Below are 14,579 nucleotides of genomic sequence, written 5' to 3'. Positions count from 1 at the left end.
GCCGCGCGCCCCGCCCTCGACCCGGGCGACGAGATCCGCGTACGCCGAACGATGGACCGCGTCGGGGCGTACCTCCTTCGGGGGACACGGCCTCGTGCCCTGGTCGGAGCCGGTGCGGCGGCGGGTGTGGTGGGATCGGGGAATGCGACTGCCGCCCTGGCTCCGGCCCGGCGCCACGGGCCGGGACCTGGCGCTGGCCGGAGTCGCCCTCGCGGGCGGGCTGGCGCTGCTCGGCCTCGGCACGCACCTGGCGATCACCCCGCGGCCCGGCGTGCCCACGGTGGCCTTCCTGCCGTCACTGGTGGCCGTGTCGGCGGCGGTGGCCCTGCGGCGGGTGGCCACCCGCACGGGGCTGGCCCTCGGCACGGCGGCGCTCGGCGTCGACGTCGCCCTCGGCACCACCCTCGGCACCGCGCTGATCTACACGCAGGTGCTCTACGACTCCTGCGTGTACGGCCCGCCCCGGCTGCGGCGCTGGCTCCTGCGGGTCACCGTGGCGCTGAGCCTGCTCGCCGCCGTCGGCGGGGTGCTGGTGTTCGGCCACTGGCGCGGGGTCGCGCTGGGCGTGCCGGTGGTGCTGGTCGGCGTCGTACCGGTGCTGACCGGGATCAGCGTGCGGCAGTACCGGGACCAGGCGGCGGCGGAGCGGGCGCGGGCCGCGGAGGAACGGGCCCGGGCCGAGCAGACCGCCCGGCTCGCCGAGCTGGACCGGCGCGAGGCGGTCCACGCCGAGCGGTCCCGGATGGCCCGGGAACTGCACGACGTGGTCGCCAACCACCTCAGCGCGGTGGCCATCCACGCCACCGCCGCGCTCTCCGTCCCCGGGCTGGACCGGGAGCAGGTGGCCTCGTCGCTGCGGGTCATCCGGGAGAACAGCGTGCAGGGCCTGGCGGAGATGCGGCAGCTCATCGGGCTGCTGCGGGAGCCCACGACGGGCGACGGGCCCGCACCGGGCGACGCCGGGAAGGCAGCCGAGGAGGCCACCCGGGTACGCCTCGCCGAGCTGGACCGGCTCGTGGGCCGGATGCGCTCCGCCGGGCTGGACGTGCGGACCGAGGTGACCGGCGGGGCGCGTCCGCTGCCGGTGGGGGTGGACCTGGCGGCGTACCGGATCGTGCAGGAGTCGCTGACCAACGCGCTCAAGCACGGCGCGGGCGAGGCGGAGCTGGTCGTGACGTACGGGCCGACGGAGGTGGTGGTGGCCGTGACGAATCCGCTGCGGGCGGGCGGCGCGGCGGCGCCCGGCGCGGGCGCCGGGCTGGTCGGGATGCGCGAGCGCGCGGTGCTGCTGGGCGGCGGCTTCACGGCGGGCCCGGCGGACGGGCGGTGGCGGGTCCGGGCGCGGCTGCCCACCGGGGAGCCGGCGTGACCGGCCGGACCAGCCCCGGGCGGGCGGCGGACGGGACGGACCCGGCGGACCCGGTTGGGCCGGTGGGTGCCGCCGTACCGTCGGCGGAGGCGGCGGACCCGGCGGAGACGGCGGGTGCCGCGCGGCGGGGCGGCGCGGCGGGGCGGCCCGTGCGGGTGGTGCTCGCCGACGACCAGCCGGCGGTGCGGGCCGGGCTGGCGCTGATCCTGGCCGCCGCGCCCGGCGTCGAGGTGGCCGGCGAGGCCGCCGACGGCGAGGAGGCGGTGCGACTCTGCGCCGACCTGCGCCCCGACGTCGCCGTGCTGGACGTCCGGATGCCGCGGCTCGACGGCATCTCCGCCACCCGGGAAATCGTCGCCGGCGGGCTCGCCGACGTGCTCGTGCTGACCACCTTCGACCTCGACGAGTACGTCTTCGGCGCGCTGCGCGCCGGCGCGGCCGGCTTCCTGCTGAAGGACACCGACGCCGACGCCCTGGTCGCCGCCGTGCGCACCGTGGCCCGGGGCGAGGGGATCATCGCCCCGGCGGTGACCCGGCGGCTGATCAGCGCGTTCGCCGCCACCGCACCGGGGCCGCCGGCCGCCACCCGGGACGCGGTCGCCACGCTCACCGCGCGGGAACGCGACGTGCTGGCCTGCCTCGGGCTGGGCCTGTCCAACCAGCAGCTCGCCGACCGGCTGGCGATGGCGGAGAGCACCGCGAAGACCCACGTCAGCCGGGTCCTGGCGAAGCTCGACCTGCGCAGCCGCGTACAGGCGGCGATCCTGGCCCAGGAGCTCGCCCTGCCCCCGCCGCAGGCCTCGCCTCCCGTCCCGCCGCCGACCCCGCCGGTGGGGCCGCCCGCGCCGCCGCCGGGTGGGGCGGGGTGAGCGGGGCACCCCTCGCTACCGGGGGCGTTGACAGGGGACCCCTCCTTCTCTGCAAGGCTGGTGGGGTGAGCGAGCCGGGCGGGATCGAGCTGTCGGCCACGCTGCGCCGCATCGAGCGGGCGGCGGGGGCCCTGGCCACCGCCAGCGTGGCCCGGATGGACGAGACGCTGCCCTGGTTCCGGGCGCTGCCGGCCGACCAGCGGTCCTGGGTGATGCTGGTGGCCCAGGCCGGCGCGCGGTCGCTGGTGCAGTGGCTGCGCGACGGCGGCGGCACGGCGGACAGCACCCAGGAGGTCTCCGACGAGGTCTTCGCGACCGCCCCGCTGGCCCTGGCCCGCTCGATCAGCCTCCAGCAGACCGTGGCGTTGATCAAGGTGACGATCGACGTGGTCGAGGAGCAGGTGGGCACCCTCGCCGCCGAGGGCGAGGAGCAGCAGTTGCGGGAGGCGGTGCTGCGCTTCTCCCGGGAGATCGCCTTCGCCGCCGCCCGGGTCTACGCGCGGGCCGCCGAGTCGCGCGGCTCCTGGGACGCCCGGTTGCAGGCCCTGCTGGTCGACGCGCTGCTGCGCGGTGACTCCCCGGACGTGCTGGCCAGCCGGGGCGCGGCGCTGGGCTGGTCGGACGCGCCGCCGGTGGCGGTGGCGGTGGGCCGGTCCCCGGGCGGCGAGGTGGCCGCGGTGCTGCACACGGTCCACCGGCTCGCGCGGCGCGTCGGCGTCGAGGTGATCGGCGGGGTGCACGGCGACCGGCTGGTGATCGTGCTCGGCGGCGCGGCCGACCCGATGGCGGCGACGGGGAAGCTGCTGCCCGCGTTCGGGGAGGGGCCGGTGGTGGTCGGGCCGGCGGTGCCGAGCCTCGACGAGGCGACGGACTCGGCCCGCGCCGCGCTCGCCGGCTACCGCGCGGCCCCCGCCTGGCCGACCGCGCCTCGCCCGGTGCCGGCCGGTGACCTGCTGCCCGAGCGGGCCCTCGCCGGCGACGCCGAGGCCCGCCGCCGGCTGCGCCACGACGTGTACGCGACGCTGGCCCGGGCGGGCGGCGAGCTGCTGGAGACCCTGGACGCCTTCTTCGCGGCCGGTGGCACGTTGGAGAGCGCGGCGCGGGCGCTGTTCGTGCACCCCAACACGGTGCGCTACCGGCTGCGGCGGATCGCCGACGTGACGGGGCTGTCGCCGCTGATCCCCCGGGACGCGTTCGCGTTGCAGGTGGCGCTGACCGTGGGGCGGCTCGACCCGGTGGTGCCCGTCGTGACACCTCCCCCCATAACGCCACCAAACCGGCAAATCTCCACAAAGAGATGATCACGGTCACCTATTTCTGTAGGGTTCCTCCAAAGGTTCTAGTGCGGTTTGGTGGCGGCCGGTAACACCGTGACTGGCGAGTATCCGGAAGAGTCATAGGCGTGCTCGCCGTACTCTCACCGGGGCAGGGTTCGCAGAAACCCGGCTTCCTGACACCGTGGCTCGACCTGACCGGCGCCGAGGCACGGCTGCGCTGGTGGTCGGCGCTGGCCGGCGTCGACCTGATCCACCTGGGCACCTCGGCCGGCGCGGAGGAGATCCAGGACACCGCCCGGACCCAGCCGCTGCTGGTCGCCGCGGCCCTGCTCGCCGCCGAGCACCTGCCGCTGCACGACGTCACCCTCACGGCCGGGCACAGCGTCGGCGAGCTGGGTGCGGCGGCGCTGGCCGGGGTCCTGCCGGCCGAGACCGCGATCACCCTCGCCGGGGTGCGCGGCCGCGAGATGGCCGCCGCCTGCGCGATCGAGCCGACCGGCATGGCCGCCGTGCTGGGCGGCGACACCGACGAGGTGCTCGCCACCCTCGACCGGCACGGGCTGCACGCGGCCAACCGCAACGGGGCCGGCCAGATCGTCGCCGCCGGGTCGACCACCGGCATCGACGCGCTCGTCGCCGAGCCGCCCACGAAGGCCCGGGTCGTCCGGCTGAAGGTGGCCGGCGCGTTCCACACCCCCTACATGGCCCCCGCCGAGGTCGCCCTGGCCGGCGTGGCCGCCGGGATCACCCCGGCCCGCCCGGCCCGGATCCTGCTGTCCAACCTCGACGGCACGGTCGTCGACCACGGCCCGGAGCTGGTGCAGCGGCTGGTCCGCCAGGTCACCTCCCCGGTGCGGTGGGACCTGTGCATGCGCACCCTGGCCGACCTCGGCGTGACCGGGGTCGTCGAGCTGCCGCCGGCCGGCACCCTCGCCGGCCTGATCAAGCGGGAGCTCGCCGGCTCGCTGCCCGAGATCGTCACCCTGAAGACGCCGGACGACCTGCCCGCCGCCCGCGACCTGATCGCCCGGCACGGCTCGGCCGCCCGCCCCGCGCCGACCGCCCGGTTCCGGGTCGTGACGGCCCCCGCGCCGGGCGTCTTCCAGCCCACGCAGGGGCTGACCGAGGGCCAGGCGCTCAAGGTCGGCCAGGTCATCGGCCACGTCGTCACCGGGCAGGGCCCGGTCGAGGTGACCGCGCACGACGGCGGCCCGCTCACCGAGTGGCTCGCCCACCACGACGCCCCGGTCGCCCCGGGTCAACCGCTCGCCCGGATCGGGGGTCACTCATGACAGGTAGCCGGATTCTCGCCCTGGGGCACTACCAGCCCTCCCGCATCGTCACCAACGACGACATCGCGCAGTTCGTCGAGACCAACGACGAGTGGATCAGGGACCGCGTCGGCATCGCCAGCCGCCGCATCGCCGGCGACGAGACGGTGTCCGACATGGCGGCGGCCGCCGCCGGCAAGGCGCTGGCCAACTCCGGCCTCACCGCCGCCGACATCGACCTCGTCGTCGTCGCCACCTGCACGTCCATCGACCGCAGCCCGAACGTCGCCTGCCGGGTCGCCGCCAAGCTCGGCATCACCGCGCCCGGCGCGTACGACATCAACACCGCGTGCTCGGGCTTCGCGTACGCGCTGGGCACCGTCGACCACGCCATCCGGGCCGGGGCGTCGCGCAACGCGATCGTCATCGGCGCGGAGAAGCTCTCCGACTTCACCGACTGGACCGACCGCTCCACCTGCATCATCTTCGGCGACGGCGCCGGCGCCGCGGTGGTCACCGCCACCGCCGAGGGCGAGCCGGCCGGGGTCGGCCCGGTCGTCTGGGGCTCGGTGCCGGACAAGAGCGACGCCGTACGCATCGAGGGCTGGCGGCCGTACGTGAAGCAGGAGGGCCAGACGGTCTTCCGCTGGGCCACCACCGCGCTGGCCCCGCTGGCCCTCCAGGCCTGCGAGCGGGCCGGGGTCGCCCCGTCCGAGCTGGCCGCGTTCGTGCCGCACCAGGCCAACTCCCGGATCATCGACGGCATCGCCAAGCGGCTCGGCATCCCCGACGCGATCATCGCGAAGGACATCGTCGAGTCCGGCAACACCTCGGCGGCGAGCGTGCCGCTGGCCCTGTCCAAGCTCATCGAGCGGCGGGAGGTGCCCTCGGGCGCCCCGGTGCTGCTCTTCGGCTTCGGCGGCGGCCTGACCTACGCCGGTCAGGTCGTCCGCTGCCCCTGAGACGTCCGGCCCCAGCGGGGCCGTTCGCACGCCGCGCGGCGCGCGCCGCCGGCGATTCCACACCCAGGAGAGGAACGCACCAACCATGACCCGTGACGAGATCACCTCCGGCCTCGCCGAGATCCTCGAAGAGGTCGCCGGGGTGAACCCGGACGACGTGGCCGAGGGCAAGTCCTTCACCGACGACCTCGACGTCGACTCGCTCTCGATGGTGGAGGTCGTGGTCGCCGCCGAGGAGAAGTTCGGCGTCAAGATCCCCGACAACGAGGTGCAGAACCTGAAGACCGTGGGCGACGCCGTCAGCTACATCGAGGCGCAGTCCTGACATGAGTCGTTCCGACGTCGTCGTCACAGGGCTCGGCGCGACCACCCCGTTGGGCGGGGACGTCGCATCGACCTGGGACGCCATGCTCGCCGGCCGCTCCGGGGTGGGTCCGCTCACCCAGGAGTGGGCGGCGCAGCTCCCGGTGCGCATCGCCGCGCAGCTCGCCGTCGACCCGTCCGAGGTGCTGGACAGGGTGAAGATGCGCCGGCTCGACCGCTCCGAGGCCATCGCGATCATCGCCGCCCGGCAGGCCTGGGCGGACGCGGGCCTCGCCGGCTCCGGGCTGGATGGGGAGCGGCTGGCCGTCAGCGTCGGCTCCGGCATCGGCGGGGCCACCACCCTGCTCGCCCAGGACGACATCCTGGAGGCGTCCGGTCCCCGCCGGGTGTCCCCGCACACCATCCCGATGCTGATGCCGAACGGCCCCGCCGCCTGGGTGGGGCTGGAGCTGGGCGCGAAGGCCGGCGTGCACACGGTGGCGAGCGCCTGCGCCACCGGCGCGGAGGCCATCGCCCTCGGGCTGGACATCATCCGCTCCGGCCGGGCCGACGTGGTGGTGGCCGGCGGCACCGAGGCGGTCATCCACGCGCTGCCGATCGCCGGGTTCGCCTCGATGCGGGCCATGTCCACCCGCAACGACGAGCCCGAGCGGGCCTCCCGCCCGTGGGACACCGGCCGCGACGGCTTCGTCCTCGGCGAGGGCGCGGGCGTGCTGGTCCTGGAACGCGCCGAGCACGCCGCCGCCCGGGGCGCCCGGGTGTACGCGCGGCTGGCCGGCGCGGGGATCACCTCCGACGCGTACGACATCGTGCAGCCGCACGCGGAGGGCGAGGGCGCGATCCGGGCGATCAAGAAGGCCATCGCGGACGCCGACATCGCACGTGAGGACATCGTGCACGTCAACGCGCACGCCACCTCGACGCCGGTCGGCGACATGCTGGAGATCGGCGCGCTGCGCGCCGCGCTCGGCGACCACCCGGTGCTCACCGCCACCAAGTCGATGACCGGTCACCTGCTCGGCGCGGCCGGCGCGCTGGAGTCCATCGCCACCATCCTGTCGATCCGCGACGGCGTCGTCCCGCCGACGATCAACCTGGACGACCCGGACGCCGGGCTGGACATGGACGTGGCCGCGCACAAGGCACGGCACCTGGAGATCCCCGCCGCGCTGAACAACGCCTTCGGCTTCGGCGGCCACAACGTGGCCCTGGTCTTCACCCGCCCCTGAGGCGCAAGGAAGGGCCCCCTGTTAACGCTTTCCGCATAGCAGGGGGCCCTTCTCAACACCCGCACCCGGGGTGACGGTCGGCAGCGGGGTCGCGTCGCTGCGTCCCGGTCGGCGACGGTCTTCCCGGCATGCGGTCGCGACCAGCGGGTTCACGCGATGCTAGCCAGCCGGCAATGAGCGGGAAATCGGTGCTACCTAGCTTTCCCGCATGCCCCCCACAACAGATCCACCGTCGACGTCGGAAAACGGCGACGACCACACAGCGACAGTTTTCGACGACTGCGGACGGCCCGTTCCCGCGCATTCGGTCGGCCGCCGCGCGCTGCTCGCCGCCGCCGGCGCCGCCGCCATCGCCCCGCTCGCGTTCGGCGCTCCGGCCGCCGCCTCCTCCCCCGGCCCGCACGCCCCCAGCGGGAAGCCCGGCCGACGCCCGCAACGCGGGCACTACCTGATCAAGGGTGCCGCGCTGGTCTCCGTCGACCCGGCCATCGGCAACCAGGCCAAGGCCGACATCGAGGTGTGTGACGGGCGGATCGTCCAGGTCGGCCCGAACCTGAAGGCACGCGGCGCGCGGGTCATCGACGCGTCGAAAATGATTGCGATGCCCGGTTTCGTCGAAACCCACTATCACATGTGGAGCGCCCTCGGCCGCAATTTCGTCTCCACCGGATTCGAGTACTTCGCGGCGAAGTCGGCAACCGTCGCCGCGTATCAGCCGGACGATTTCTACCACAGCGTGCTGCTCGGCCTCGTCGAGTGCGCGAGCACGGGCATCACCACGGTCAACAACTGGTCGCACAACGTACGCGGACCGGAGTACGCCGACGCGGAGCTGCACGCCCACGCCGACGGCCTCGTGCGGGCGCGCTACTCGTACGGCCACCGGGACGGCCAGCCGGCCACCCAGCCGATCGACTTCGCGGACATCGACCGGGTCTCGGCCACGTGGTTCGGCAAGAAGTCGCCGTTCGACGGCCTGGTGCACCTCGGGGTGAACCTGCGCGGGCCCGGCCAGCTGCCGACGTTCCTGGCGGAGATGGCGGAGGTCAGCAAGCGGAAGCTGCCGATCTCGGTGCACTCCGGGCAGGGACCGACCACGGCGGTGCACGCCGCCGACCTGGAGAAGATGGGCTTCCTCGGCCCGGACTTCCTGCTCTGCCACGCACTGCCGTTCGACGAGGCGGACCGGCAGGCGATGGTGCGGACGAACGCGCCGGTCAGCTTCTCCGTCCACTCCGAACTGCGCCTCGGCACCGCCGGTGGGTTCCACGGGCAGCTGCTGCGGATGCTGGCCGCCGGGGTCACCGTCTCGCTGTCGTTCGACGCCAGCTCGCTCGCCCCGATCAACATGTTCGAGTCGATGAACGTGGCCTGGAACCTGGGCATCCCGTGGGTGGGCACGGACACCGCCGACCTGCCGCCGGTGGTGTTCCGGCAGGCGATCGAGATGGCCACGATCAACGGCGCGAAGGCGCTCGGCCTTCACGCGGTGACCGGTTCGATCACCCCCGGCAAGCGGGCCGACATCGTCCTGATCCGGGCGGACGACCTGAACATCGCCCCGATCGGCGACCTGGAGTCGACCGTCGTGCGGTCGGCCACCCCAGCCAACATCGACACCGTGCTGATCGACGGCCGGATCGTGAAGCGGAACCGGGAGATGGTCAGCCACGACGCCGGCGCGATCGTGCGCAACGCGGCGGCTGCGGCGCACGCCGTCCGTACGCGGGCCGGCGGCGTCCTCACCCCGGCCAGCCCCACCCCGCCCCGGTTCTGAGCCCCGCCGCCGTGCACCCGACCGTGACCGGGTGCGCGGCGGCACCGGCTTCGCATCCGGGCGCAACCGGGAGCGCTAGGGGCGGTTGCGAGGGTGCCGGCGCGCCTGCCGTTCGTTGCCCCGGCGGTAGTTGCCCGTCCACCTGGCCATCACCAGCTGCGGGTCGTCGCCGACCTCGGCGAGGAACTGCGCCGCCCGGCCGCCCCGCAGCGTCCCGGCGACCCGCCCGTGGTGCGTGATCACCACCGTGCCGTCCGCCCGTTCGGCGTACGCGAATCCCTGCGCCTCTGCCACGCCCGGCACCCTCCCACCCCCCGCCTGCGCCGCGCATCCGATTTCGGCGGCGCAGGCGTTGGCAGACGGCGCTGCTGAGGGGGGCGGTGATCGCGCCGGTGCTGCCGGAGCCGGACGGTGCGCGGGGCGGCGCGCATCCCTCTACCGATCCAGCTTCGTCCTCATCGCCGCCATCATCTGGCTCCGATGGCCCCGATGACTCGCCTCAAGCAACGGCCTGCGCAGAGCTGACGAACCAGGAACCGTCTCGCCGCGTATCCGGTTGGCCGGCGAGCCAGTCCCGCGACGTTCGGCGACTGCATCGGCACCGCCCCGAACGGGTCCAGCCGCTGCCCCGCCCAGAAGCGCCCGGCACCGTAGCGCCCCGCCACGCCCCGAATGCGAACGCGCTGCTCGCGTTGCCGCCCCGACCCACCCGAGGCAGGTCGGCACAGACCGGGAGCCGAGAGTCGACCCAAACACACGAACCCGATCCGCCCCCAACCGGAGCACCTCCGACACGGCGCGCCGCTCCAGGACACCCGGGCAACAGAACGGGCAGGATCCCCCACCACCGACCATGATCGTCTGCTGACTGCGGAGACGGCCGGCGGCGTGTCGTCTCCGAAAACGACAGACGATCACGGCACTCTTCCCCCGCCCCAGCCGCGCCGCACCGGACACGCCCCCGGGAAGGAGACGCTGGCCGACGGGCGGGGCGCCTCCCCGCGCCGATCTTGCAGTTGCGGCCCCGACCAATGGGGCGAAACGCCCATTCGTGGGGCCCAAAGTGCAAGATCGGCGCGCGCGGCGGGCGGGCACGGGGCAGCGCGGGCGCGGGGCAGCACGGCGCGGGGCGGGGCAGCACGGCGCGGGGCGGGGCGGGCCGGCGCGGGGCGGGGCGGGTGCGGGGCGGGGCGGGTGCGGGGCGTTGGGTTCTGGGTTCGGGGGTGCTCGTCTAGGGTGAGGTTCGCCGAGATCGCGCTAGGAGCATGCCGTGGAAGCGACCGAGATCCGCAAGCTCGCCGCTCTGGAGGACACCCACTGGTGGTACCGGGAGCGGCGGGTCCTGCTGGCCCGGGCGCTGCGCCGGTTGGCCGCCGCCGGCCACGTCCCCGGGCGGGCGCTCGACGTCGGCGCGGCGGGCGGCGGCAACACGCGGGTGCTGCGGGCACACGGTTGGCGGCCGGTGGCGCTGGAATACAGCGCGGAGGGCGCCGGGGTGGCCCGGGAACGCGGGCTCGACGTGATCCGGGCCGACGCCCGGCATCTGCCGCTGCCGTCGGCGAGCCTGGGCCTGGTCACCGCGTTCGACATCCTGGAGCACTTCGACGAGGACCACCTGGCCGCCGCCGAGATCCGCCGCACGCTGCGGCCCGGGGGCGTGGCGCTGATCGCCGTGCCGGCCGACATGGCGCTGTGGTCGGCGCACGACGTGGCGGTCGGCCACGTCCGCCGCTACGACCGGGCGTCGCTACGGGCCGTGGTGGAGAAGGCCGGGCTGGTCGTCGACGAGCTGTGGAGCTGGAACGTGCTGCTGCGCCCGGTCGCGGCGTGGCGGCGGCGCTCGTCCACCGGCAGCGACTTGAACGAGCTGAACCCGCTGGTCAACCTGGGGTTGCGGGCTGTCGTCACCGCCGAGCGGCACCTGCCGGTACGGGCGCTGCCGGGGGTGTCGCTGATGCTGCGCGCCCACCGCCCCGCCACCGCCTGACCGCCGACACACCGCACCGCCACCGCCAAGCCGCCGACCACAGCACCACACCGCTACCGCCTGACCGCCGACCACGCCACACCGACACCGCCAAGCCGCCGGCCCCGCCGAGACGACTCACCGTCACGCGCGCCGCCCCGCCACCGACCAGCCTGACCACCCACCGTTACCATCCATCGGCCCGTCCGGGGTGGACCGGGCGGTGTGGACGACCACGGGGGATGTGCGAGCGGTGTTGCGACGGATCGGGGCGGCCCTGCTGGCCGTCCTCTGCACGGTGCCGGCGGCGGGCTGCGCCGACGACGGGACGCGGGCGGCGGCGGGCGGCGGCCCGTCGCCGGTGGTGACGGGCCCGCCCTGGTACGACGAGGTGGCCCCCGCCGAGGCCGGCGTCACCGTCGGCGCGCCGGGCAGCCCGTGCGAGCTGCCGGTCACGTTCGCGCTGCCGGCCGGGTGGACCCCCGAGGCGGTGGCGGAGGAGGCCACGATCACGCTGGGCGGGGCCCGGCTGCGCTGCGAGGTCGACGCGAAGCCCGCCGGCAGTGTGGGCTTCCTGCGGGTGTGGGCGGCCGACGGGTCCACCGGGGACGGCCGCGCCACGCTGGAGGGGTTCCTCGCCGACTACGGCCGGGTCAGCGAGATCGAGTACCGGCGGGTGCCGGGCGGCCCGCTGGACCTGACGGAGGCGACGTTCCTGCAACGCAGCGAGCTCAGCGGCCCGAACCGCCAGCGGGCGCTGGTGGCGGACACCCCGGCCGGCGGGCCGGTGCTGCTGACCCTCGGCGGGATGGACACCGACGAGTTCGAGGCGATGTTCCCGGCCTACCAGCTGGCGACGCGGACGCTCCAGGTCAACTGACCGCCGGGGCCGTCGGGACCGCCGGGTTCCCCGGGACCGCAGGAGCCGCCGGGACCGCCGGGTTCCCCGGGACCGCAGGAGCCGCCGGGACCGCAGGAGCCGCCGGGACCGCAGGAGCCGCCGGGCTCCCCGGGATCACCGGGACCGCCTCGCGGGCCAGCACGACCGCGCCGAGCAGCGCGGCGTCGTCGGCGAAGCCGGAGAGCACCACCTCGGGCCGGTACGGCAGCACGGCGGCGAGCCGCTCGACGAGCAGGCCACGGATCAGGTCGCTGCCGGCCACCCCGCCGACCAGCACCACCCGCTGCGGGTCGACCAGCAGGCAGCAGGTGACCAGGTGGCGGGCCAGCTCGTCGACGCGGGCGGTCAGCGCGTCCCGGGCCGGGCCGGGCGAGGCGGCGGCGGCGGCCAGCCCGGCGGCGGCCCCGGGCACGCCGAGGTCGTCGGCGAGCCGGTCCAGCGCCCGGCCGGAGAAGTCCAGCTCCAGCATGGTGCCGGGCCAGGGGCCACCGGCCACGGCGTACCCGATCTCGCCGGCCGCCCCGTGGTGGCCGGGCAGCACGGCCCCGCGCACGGTGAGCGCCGCCGCGACGCCGGTGCCGATGCCGACGACCAGGCCGGGGTCGGCGTCGCGGAGCGCGCCGAGGCGCAACTCGGCCAGGGCGGCGGCGTTCAGGTCGTTGTCGACGGCGACGACGGGCGCGCCGAGCCGGTCGCGCACCGCGTCGGCCAGCCGCAGCCGGTCCCAGCCGGGCACGTTCGGGGCCAGGTCGATGCCGTCGGGCCGGACCACCCCGGGCGAGGCGACGCCCGCCGCCACGAGCGGCCCACCGGCCTGCCCCACCAGCTTCGCGGCCAGCTCCAGGGCGCGGTCCAGGGCCTGCGGGGCACCCCGTTCGGCGTACGTGGGCACCCGCTCGCGGGCCAGCAGCCGGCCCGCCGCGTCGGCGACCCCGACGGCCATCTTGGTGCCGCCGAAGTCGATGCCGAGCAGCACGCCGTCGTCGCCGGTCACCCGCGCACCGTCGGTCACCTCCGCGTCGCCGGTCAGCGGGGCGAGCGGGGTGGCGGGGCCGTCCAGTCGCAGGTTCACGGGCCGGTCCCCTCGGTCGTGGTGGCGCGCGCGCTCACCGGGCGGCCCGTTCGGCGGCGACGGCGTCGAGCGCCTCGTCGGCGGTGGCGAGCCGGGCCCGTACGGCGGCGAGCCGGCCGGCGACGGTGTCGAACCGGCTGCGCAGCGCGGCCACCTGGTTGCGGACGGCGCACCGGCCGGGGCCGTCGACCTGCGCCCGGTCGAGCACCAGCTCGGGGCGGACGGCGGCGGCGAGCAGGTCGGCGACCGCGTCGTCGTCGAGCCGGTCGGTGATGCCCTGCGCCGCCGCCCGGACCCCCTCGGCGGTCCAGGTGTCGGGCGCGCCGGCGCGGACCAGCCGGCCGACGACGGAGTGGGCCGCGCGGAACGGCACGCCGTGCCGGGTCAGCGCGTCCGCGGCGGCGGTGGTGGTGGCCCCGGAGGCGACGATCTCCTCCGCCGACGGGGGCTCCAGCGGCTCGATCTCGGCGAGGAAGCCGCCGAGCAGGGCGAAGAACCGGTCGGCGCGGTCGTTGCTCTCCCAGAGCCGCACCTGCACGTCGGTGGTGGCGTTGTTGGAGTCCTCCCACCAGGCCGCGCCGACGTTGTTGAGCACGCTCGCGGCGTCGGCGGCGGTGGCCCCGGCGTACGAGACGAGGTGTTCCAGCACCACCGGGTTGCGCTTCTGCGGCATGATGCTGCTGCCCTGGGTGAAGTCGCCGGGGGTGGTCACCCAGCGCCAGCTCAGCCAGTCCATCAGGGTGCGGGCCAGCCGCGCCCCGGTGGCGAGGGCCTGCGCGTTGAGGGTGCCGACCCGCACCAGGTGGTCCGCGCCGGCCACCGCCTCGTACGAGTTGGTGACCAGGCCGGCGAAGCCGAGCAGCTCGGCCACCCGGGCCGGGTCGATGTCCAGGTCGGTGCCGGCGAACGCGCAGGAGCCCAGCGGCGACACGTTGAGCGCGTCGATCAGGTCGGCGTAGGCGGCGGCCTCGCCGGCGAGGGCCTCGGCGTACCCGGCGAGGGCGTGGCCGATCGTGGTGGGCTGGGCGGGCCGGCGGTGGGTGTAGCCGGTGATCACCACCTCGGCGTACCGGTCGGCGGCGGCCAGGGCGGTGGCCCCGGTGGCGAGCACCCGGTCGAGGACGCCGACGAGCTGGTCGCGCAGCAGGATCCGGAACACCCCGGCGTCGAGGTCGTTGCGGCTGCGGGCCATCTGCACGTCCAGCTCGGACGCCGGCACGCCGCACGCGGCGGCCAGCCGCTTCTCCAGCAGGTAGTACGTGTCCTCGAAGGTGCCGTCGAACGGCGGCGCGGCGCTGGTGTCGGCGCGCAGCTCCGCCAGCCCGCGCAGCAGCCGGGCGCCCCGCTCGGCGGGGATCAGCCCCTGCTCGGTCAGCATCACCACGTGCGCCTGGCTGGCCCGCACCATCGCCGGGAAGAGCCGCCCGACGTGGTGGTCGTACGTGGGCCGCAGGTGGTGCCGCTGGTAGGTGGTCAGCGCGGGTGTGCTCATCAGGGTCTCTGCTTCCTTCCGGTGCCGGGCGCGAACGTGGGCCGGGCGCGACGCCGCTCGCCGCGCCCGG

Annotated in this window: 13 protein-coding genes; 10 read left to right on the top strand and 3 right to left on the bottom strand. The window is 75.6% G+C overall.

What is annotated here, in order from left to right; translation table 11 throughout:
• The first annotated feature begins 142 nt into the window (after positions 1 to 142).
• From HDA31_RS06080 to HDA31_RS06045, 8 genes are all read left to right on the top strand, one after another.
• A complete protein-coding gene (locus HDA31_RS06080; RefSeq protein WP_178065994.1) occupies positions 143 to 1,369 on the top strand; it encodes a sensor histidine kinase in 1,227 nt (408 codons plus the stop codon).
• A 149-nt stretch (positions 1,370 to 1,518) separates the two neighbouring features.
• The gene (locus HDA31_RS06075; RefSeq protein WP_178067707.1) at positions 1,519 to 2,238 is read left to right on the top strand and encodes a response regulator; all 720 of its coding nucleotides are present in this window, start codon (positions 1,519 to 1,521) and stop codon (positions 2,236 to 2,238) included.
• The gene (locus tag HDA31_RS06070; protein WP_376701363.1) at positions 2,235 to 3,539 is read left to right on the top strand and encodes a PucR family transcriptional regulator; all 1,305 of its coding nucleotides are present in this window, start codon (positions 2,235 to 2,237) and stop codon (positions 3,537 to 3,539) included. Before HDA31_RS06075 ends, HDA31_RS06070 begins: the two co-directional genes overlap by 4 nt.
• Before the next feature lie 101 nt (positions 3,540 to 3,640).
• Entirely contained in the window at positions 3,641 to 4,807 is a 1,167-nt protein-coding gene (locus tag HDA31_RS06065) for an acyltransferase domain-containing protein (protein WP_178065996.1), read from the top strand.
• Positions 4,804 to 5,748 (top strand): beta-ketoacyl-ACP synthase III, encoded by a 945-nt coding sequence (locus HDA31_RS06060; protein ID WP_043966966.1) that lies wholly within the window; start codon positions 4,804 to 4,806, stop codon positions 5,746 to 5,748. Before HDA31_RS06065 ends, HDA31_RS06060 begins: the two co-directional genes overlap by 4 nt.
• Positions 5,749 to 5,833: 85 nt before the next feature.
• Positions 5,834 to 6,073, top strand: a complete 240-nt coding sequence (locus HDA31_RS06055; RefSeq protein ID WP_074474691.1) for an acyl carrier protein — start codon at positions 5,834 to 5,836, stop codon at positions 6,071 to 6,073.
• Between the two features lies 1 nt (position 6,074).
• Positions 6,075 to 7,301, top strand: a complete 1,227-nt coding sequence (gene fabF, locus HDA31_RS06050; RefSeq protein ID WP_178065997.1) for a beta-ketoacyl-ACP synthase II — start codon at positions 6,075 to 6,077, stop codon at positions 7,299 to 7,301.
• A gap of 208 nt (positions 7,302 to 7,509) precedes the next feature.
• On the top strand, positions 7,510 to 9,078 hold the full coding sequence (locus HDA31_RS06045) for an amidohydrolase family protein (protein WP_219824945.1): 1,569 nt from the start codon (positions 7,510 to 7,512) through the stop codon (positions 9,076 to 9,078).
• Between the two features lie 75 nt (positions 9,079 to 9,153).
• Here HDA31_RS06045 and HDA31_RS06040 read toward each other — a convergent pair whose 3' ends face one another.
• On the bottom strand, positions 9,154 to 9,372 hold the full coding sequence (locus tag HDA31_RS06040; RefSeq protein ID WP_178065998.1) for a hypothetical protein: 219 nt from the start codon (positions 9,370 to 9,372) through the stop codon (positions 9,154 to 9,156).
• A 976-nt stretch (positions 9,373 to 10,348) separates the two neighbouring features.
• On the opposite strand from HDA31_RS06040, the gene HDA31_RS06035 reads away from it, so the two are divergent.
• On the top strand, positions 10,349 to 11,065 hold the full coding sequence (locus tag HDA31_RS06035; protein WP_074474688.1) for a class I SAM-dependent methyltransferase: 717 nt from the start codon (positions 10,349 to 10,351) through the stop codon (positions 11,063 to 11,065).
• A gap of 232 nt (positions 11,066 to 11,297) precedes the next feature.
• Complete coding sequence (locus HDA31_RS06030) at positions 11,298 to 11,924, top strand: lipoprotein (protein WP_178065999.1); 627 nt, start codon at positions 11,298 to 11,300, stop codon at positions 11,922 to 11,924.
• On the opposite strand, the gene HDA31_RS06025 is transcribed toward HDA31_RS06030, so the two are convergent.
• Together HDA31_RS06025 and HDA31_RS06020 are read right to left on the bottom strand one after the other, a co-directional pair.
• Positions 11,917 to 13,017: an ROK family protein gene (locus HDA31_RS06025; RefSeq protein ID WP_246384071.1), complete on the bottom strand. Its 1,101-nt coding sequence runs from the start codon at positions 13,015 to 13,017 to the stop codon at positions 11,917 to 11,919. The two genes, HDA31_RS06030 and HDA31_RS06025, sit on opposite strands and share 8 nt — an antisense overlap.
• Before the next feature lie 34 nt (positions 13,018 to 13,051).
• The gene (locus HDA31_RS06020) at positions 13,052 to 14,509 is read right to left on the bottom strand and encodes a lyase family protein (protein WP_178066000.1); all 1,458 of its coding nucleotides are present in this window, start codon (positions 14,507 to 14,509) and stop codon (positions 13,052 to 13,054) included.
• Positions 14,510 to 14,579 lie beyond the last annotated feature (70 nt).

Source organism: Micromonospora carbonacea (assembly GCF_014205165.1).
GTDB classification, from domain to species: Bacteria; Actinomycetota; Actinomycetes; order Mycobacteriales; family Micromonosporaceae; genus Micromonospora; species Micromonospora carbonacea.
The sequence above is the reverse complement of the archived record's forward strand: the minus strand, read 5'-3'. Positions and strand labels throughout refer to the sequence as shown.

Excerpts from the sequence above, each read along its gene's own strand:
- HDA31_RS06080 (WP_178065994.1), top strand. The coding sequence starts at position 143 with ATGCGACTGCCGCCCTGGCTCCGGCCCGGCGCCACGGGCCGGGACCTG.
- HDA31_RS06020 (WP_178066000.1), bottom strand. The coding sequence starts at position 14,509 with ATGAGCACACCCGCGCTGACCACCTACCAGCGGCACCACCTGCGGCCC.
- HDA31_RS06045 (WP_219824945.1), top strand. The coding sequence starts at position 7,510 with ATGCCCCCCACAACAGATCCACCGTCGACGTCGGAAAACGGCGACGAC.
- fabF (WP_178065997.1), top strand. The coding sequence starts at position 6,075 with ATGAGTCGTTCCGACGTCGTCGTCACAGGGCTCGGCGCGACCACCCCG.
- HDA31_RS06060 (WP_043966966.1), top strand. The coding sequence starts at position 4,804 with ATGACAGGTAGCCGGATTCTCGCCCTGGGGCACTACCAGCCCTCCCGC.
- HDA31_RS06055 (WP_074474691.1), top strand. The coding sequence starts at position 5,834 with ATGACCCGTGACGAGATCACCTCCGGCCTCGCCGAGATCCTCGAAGAG.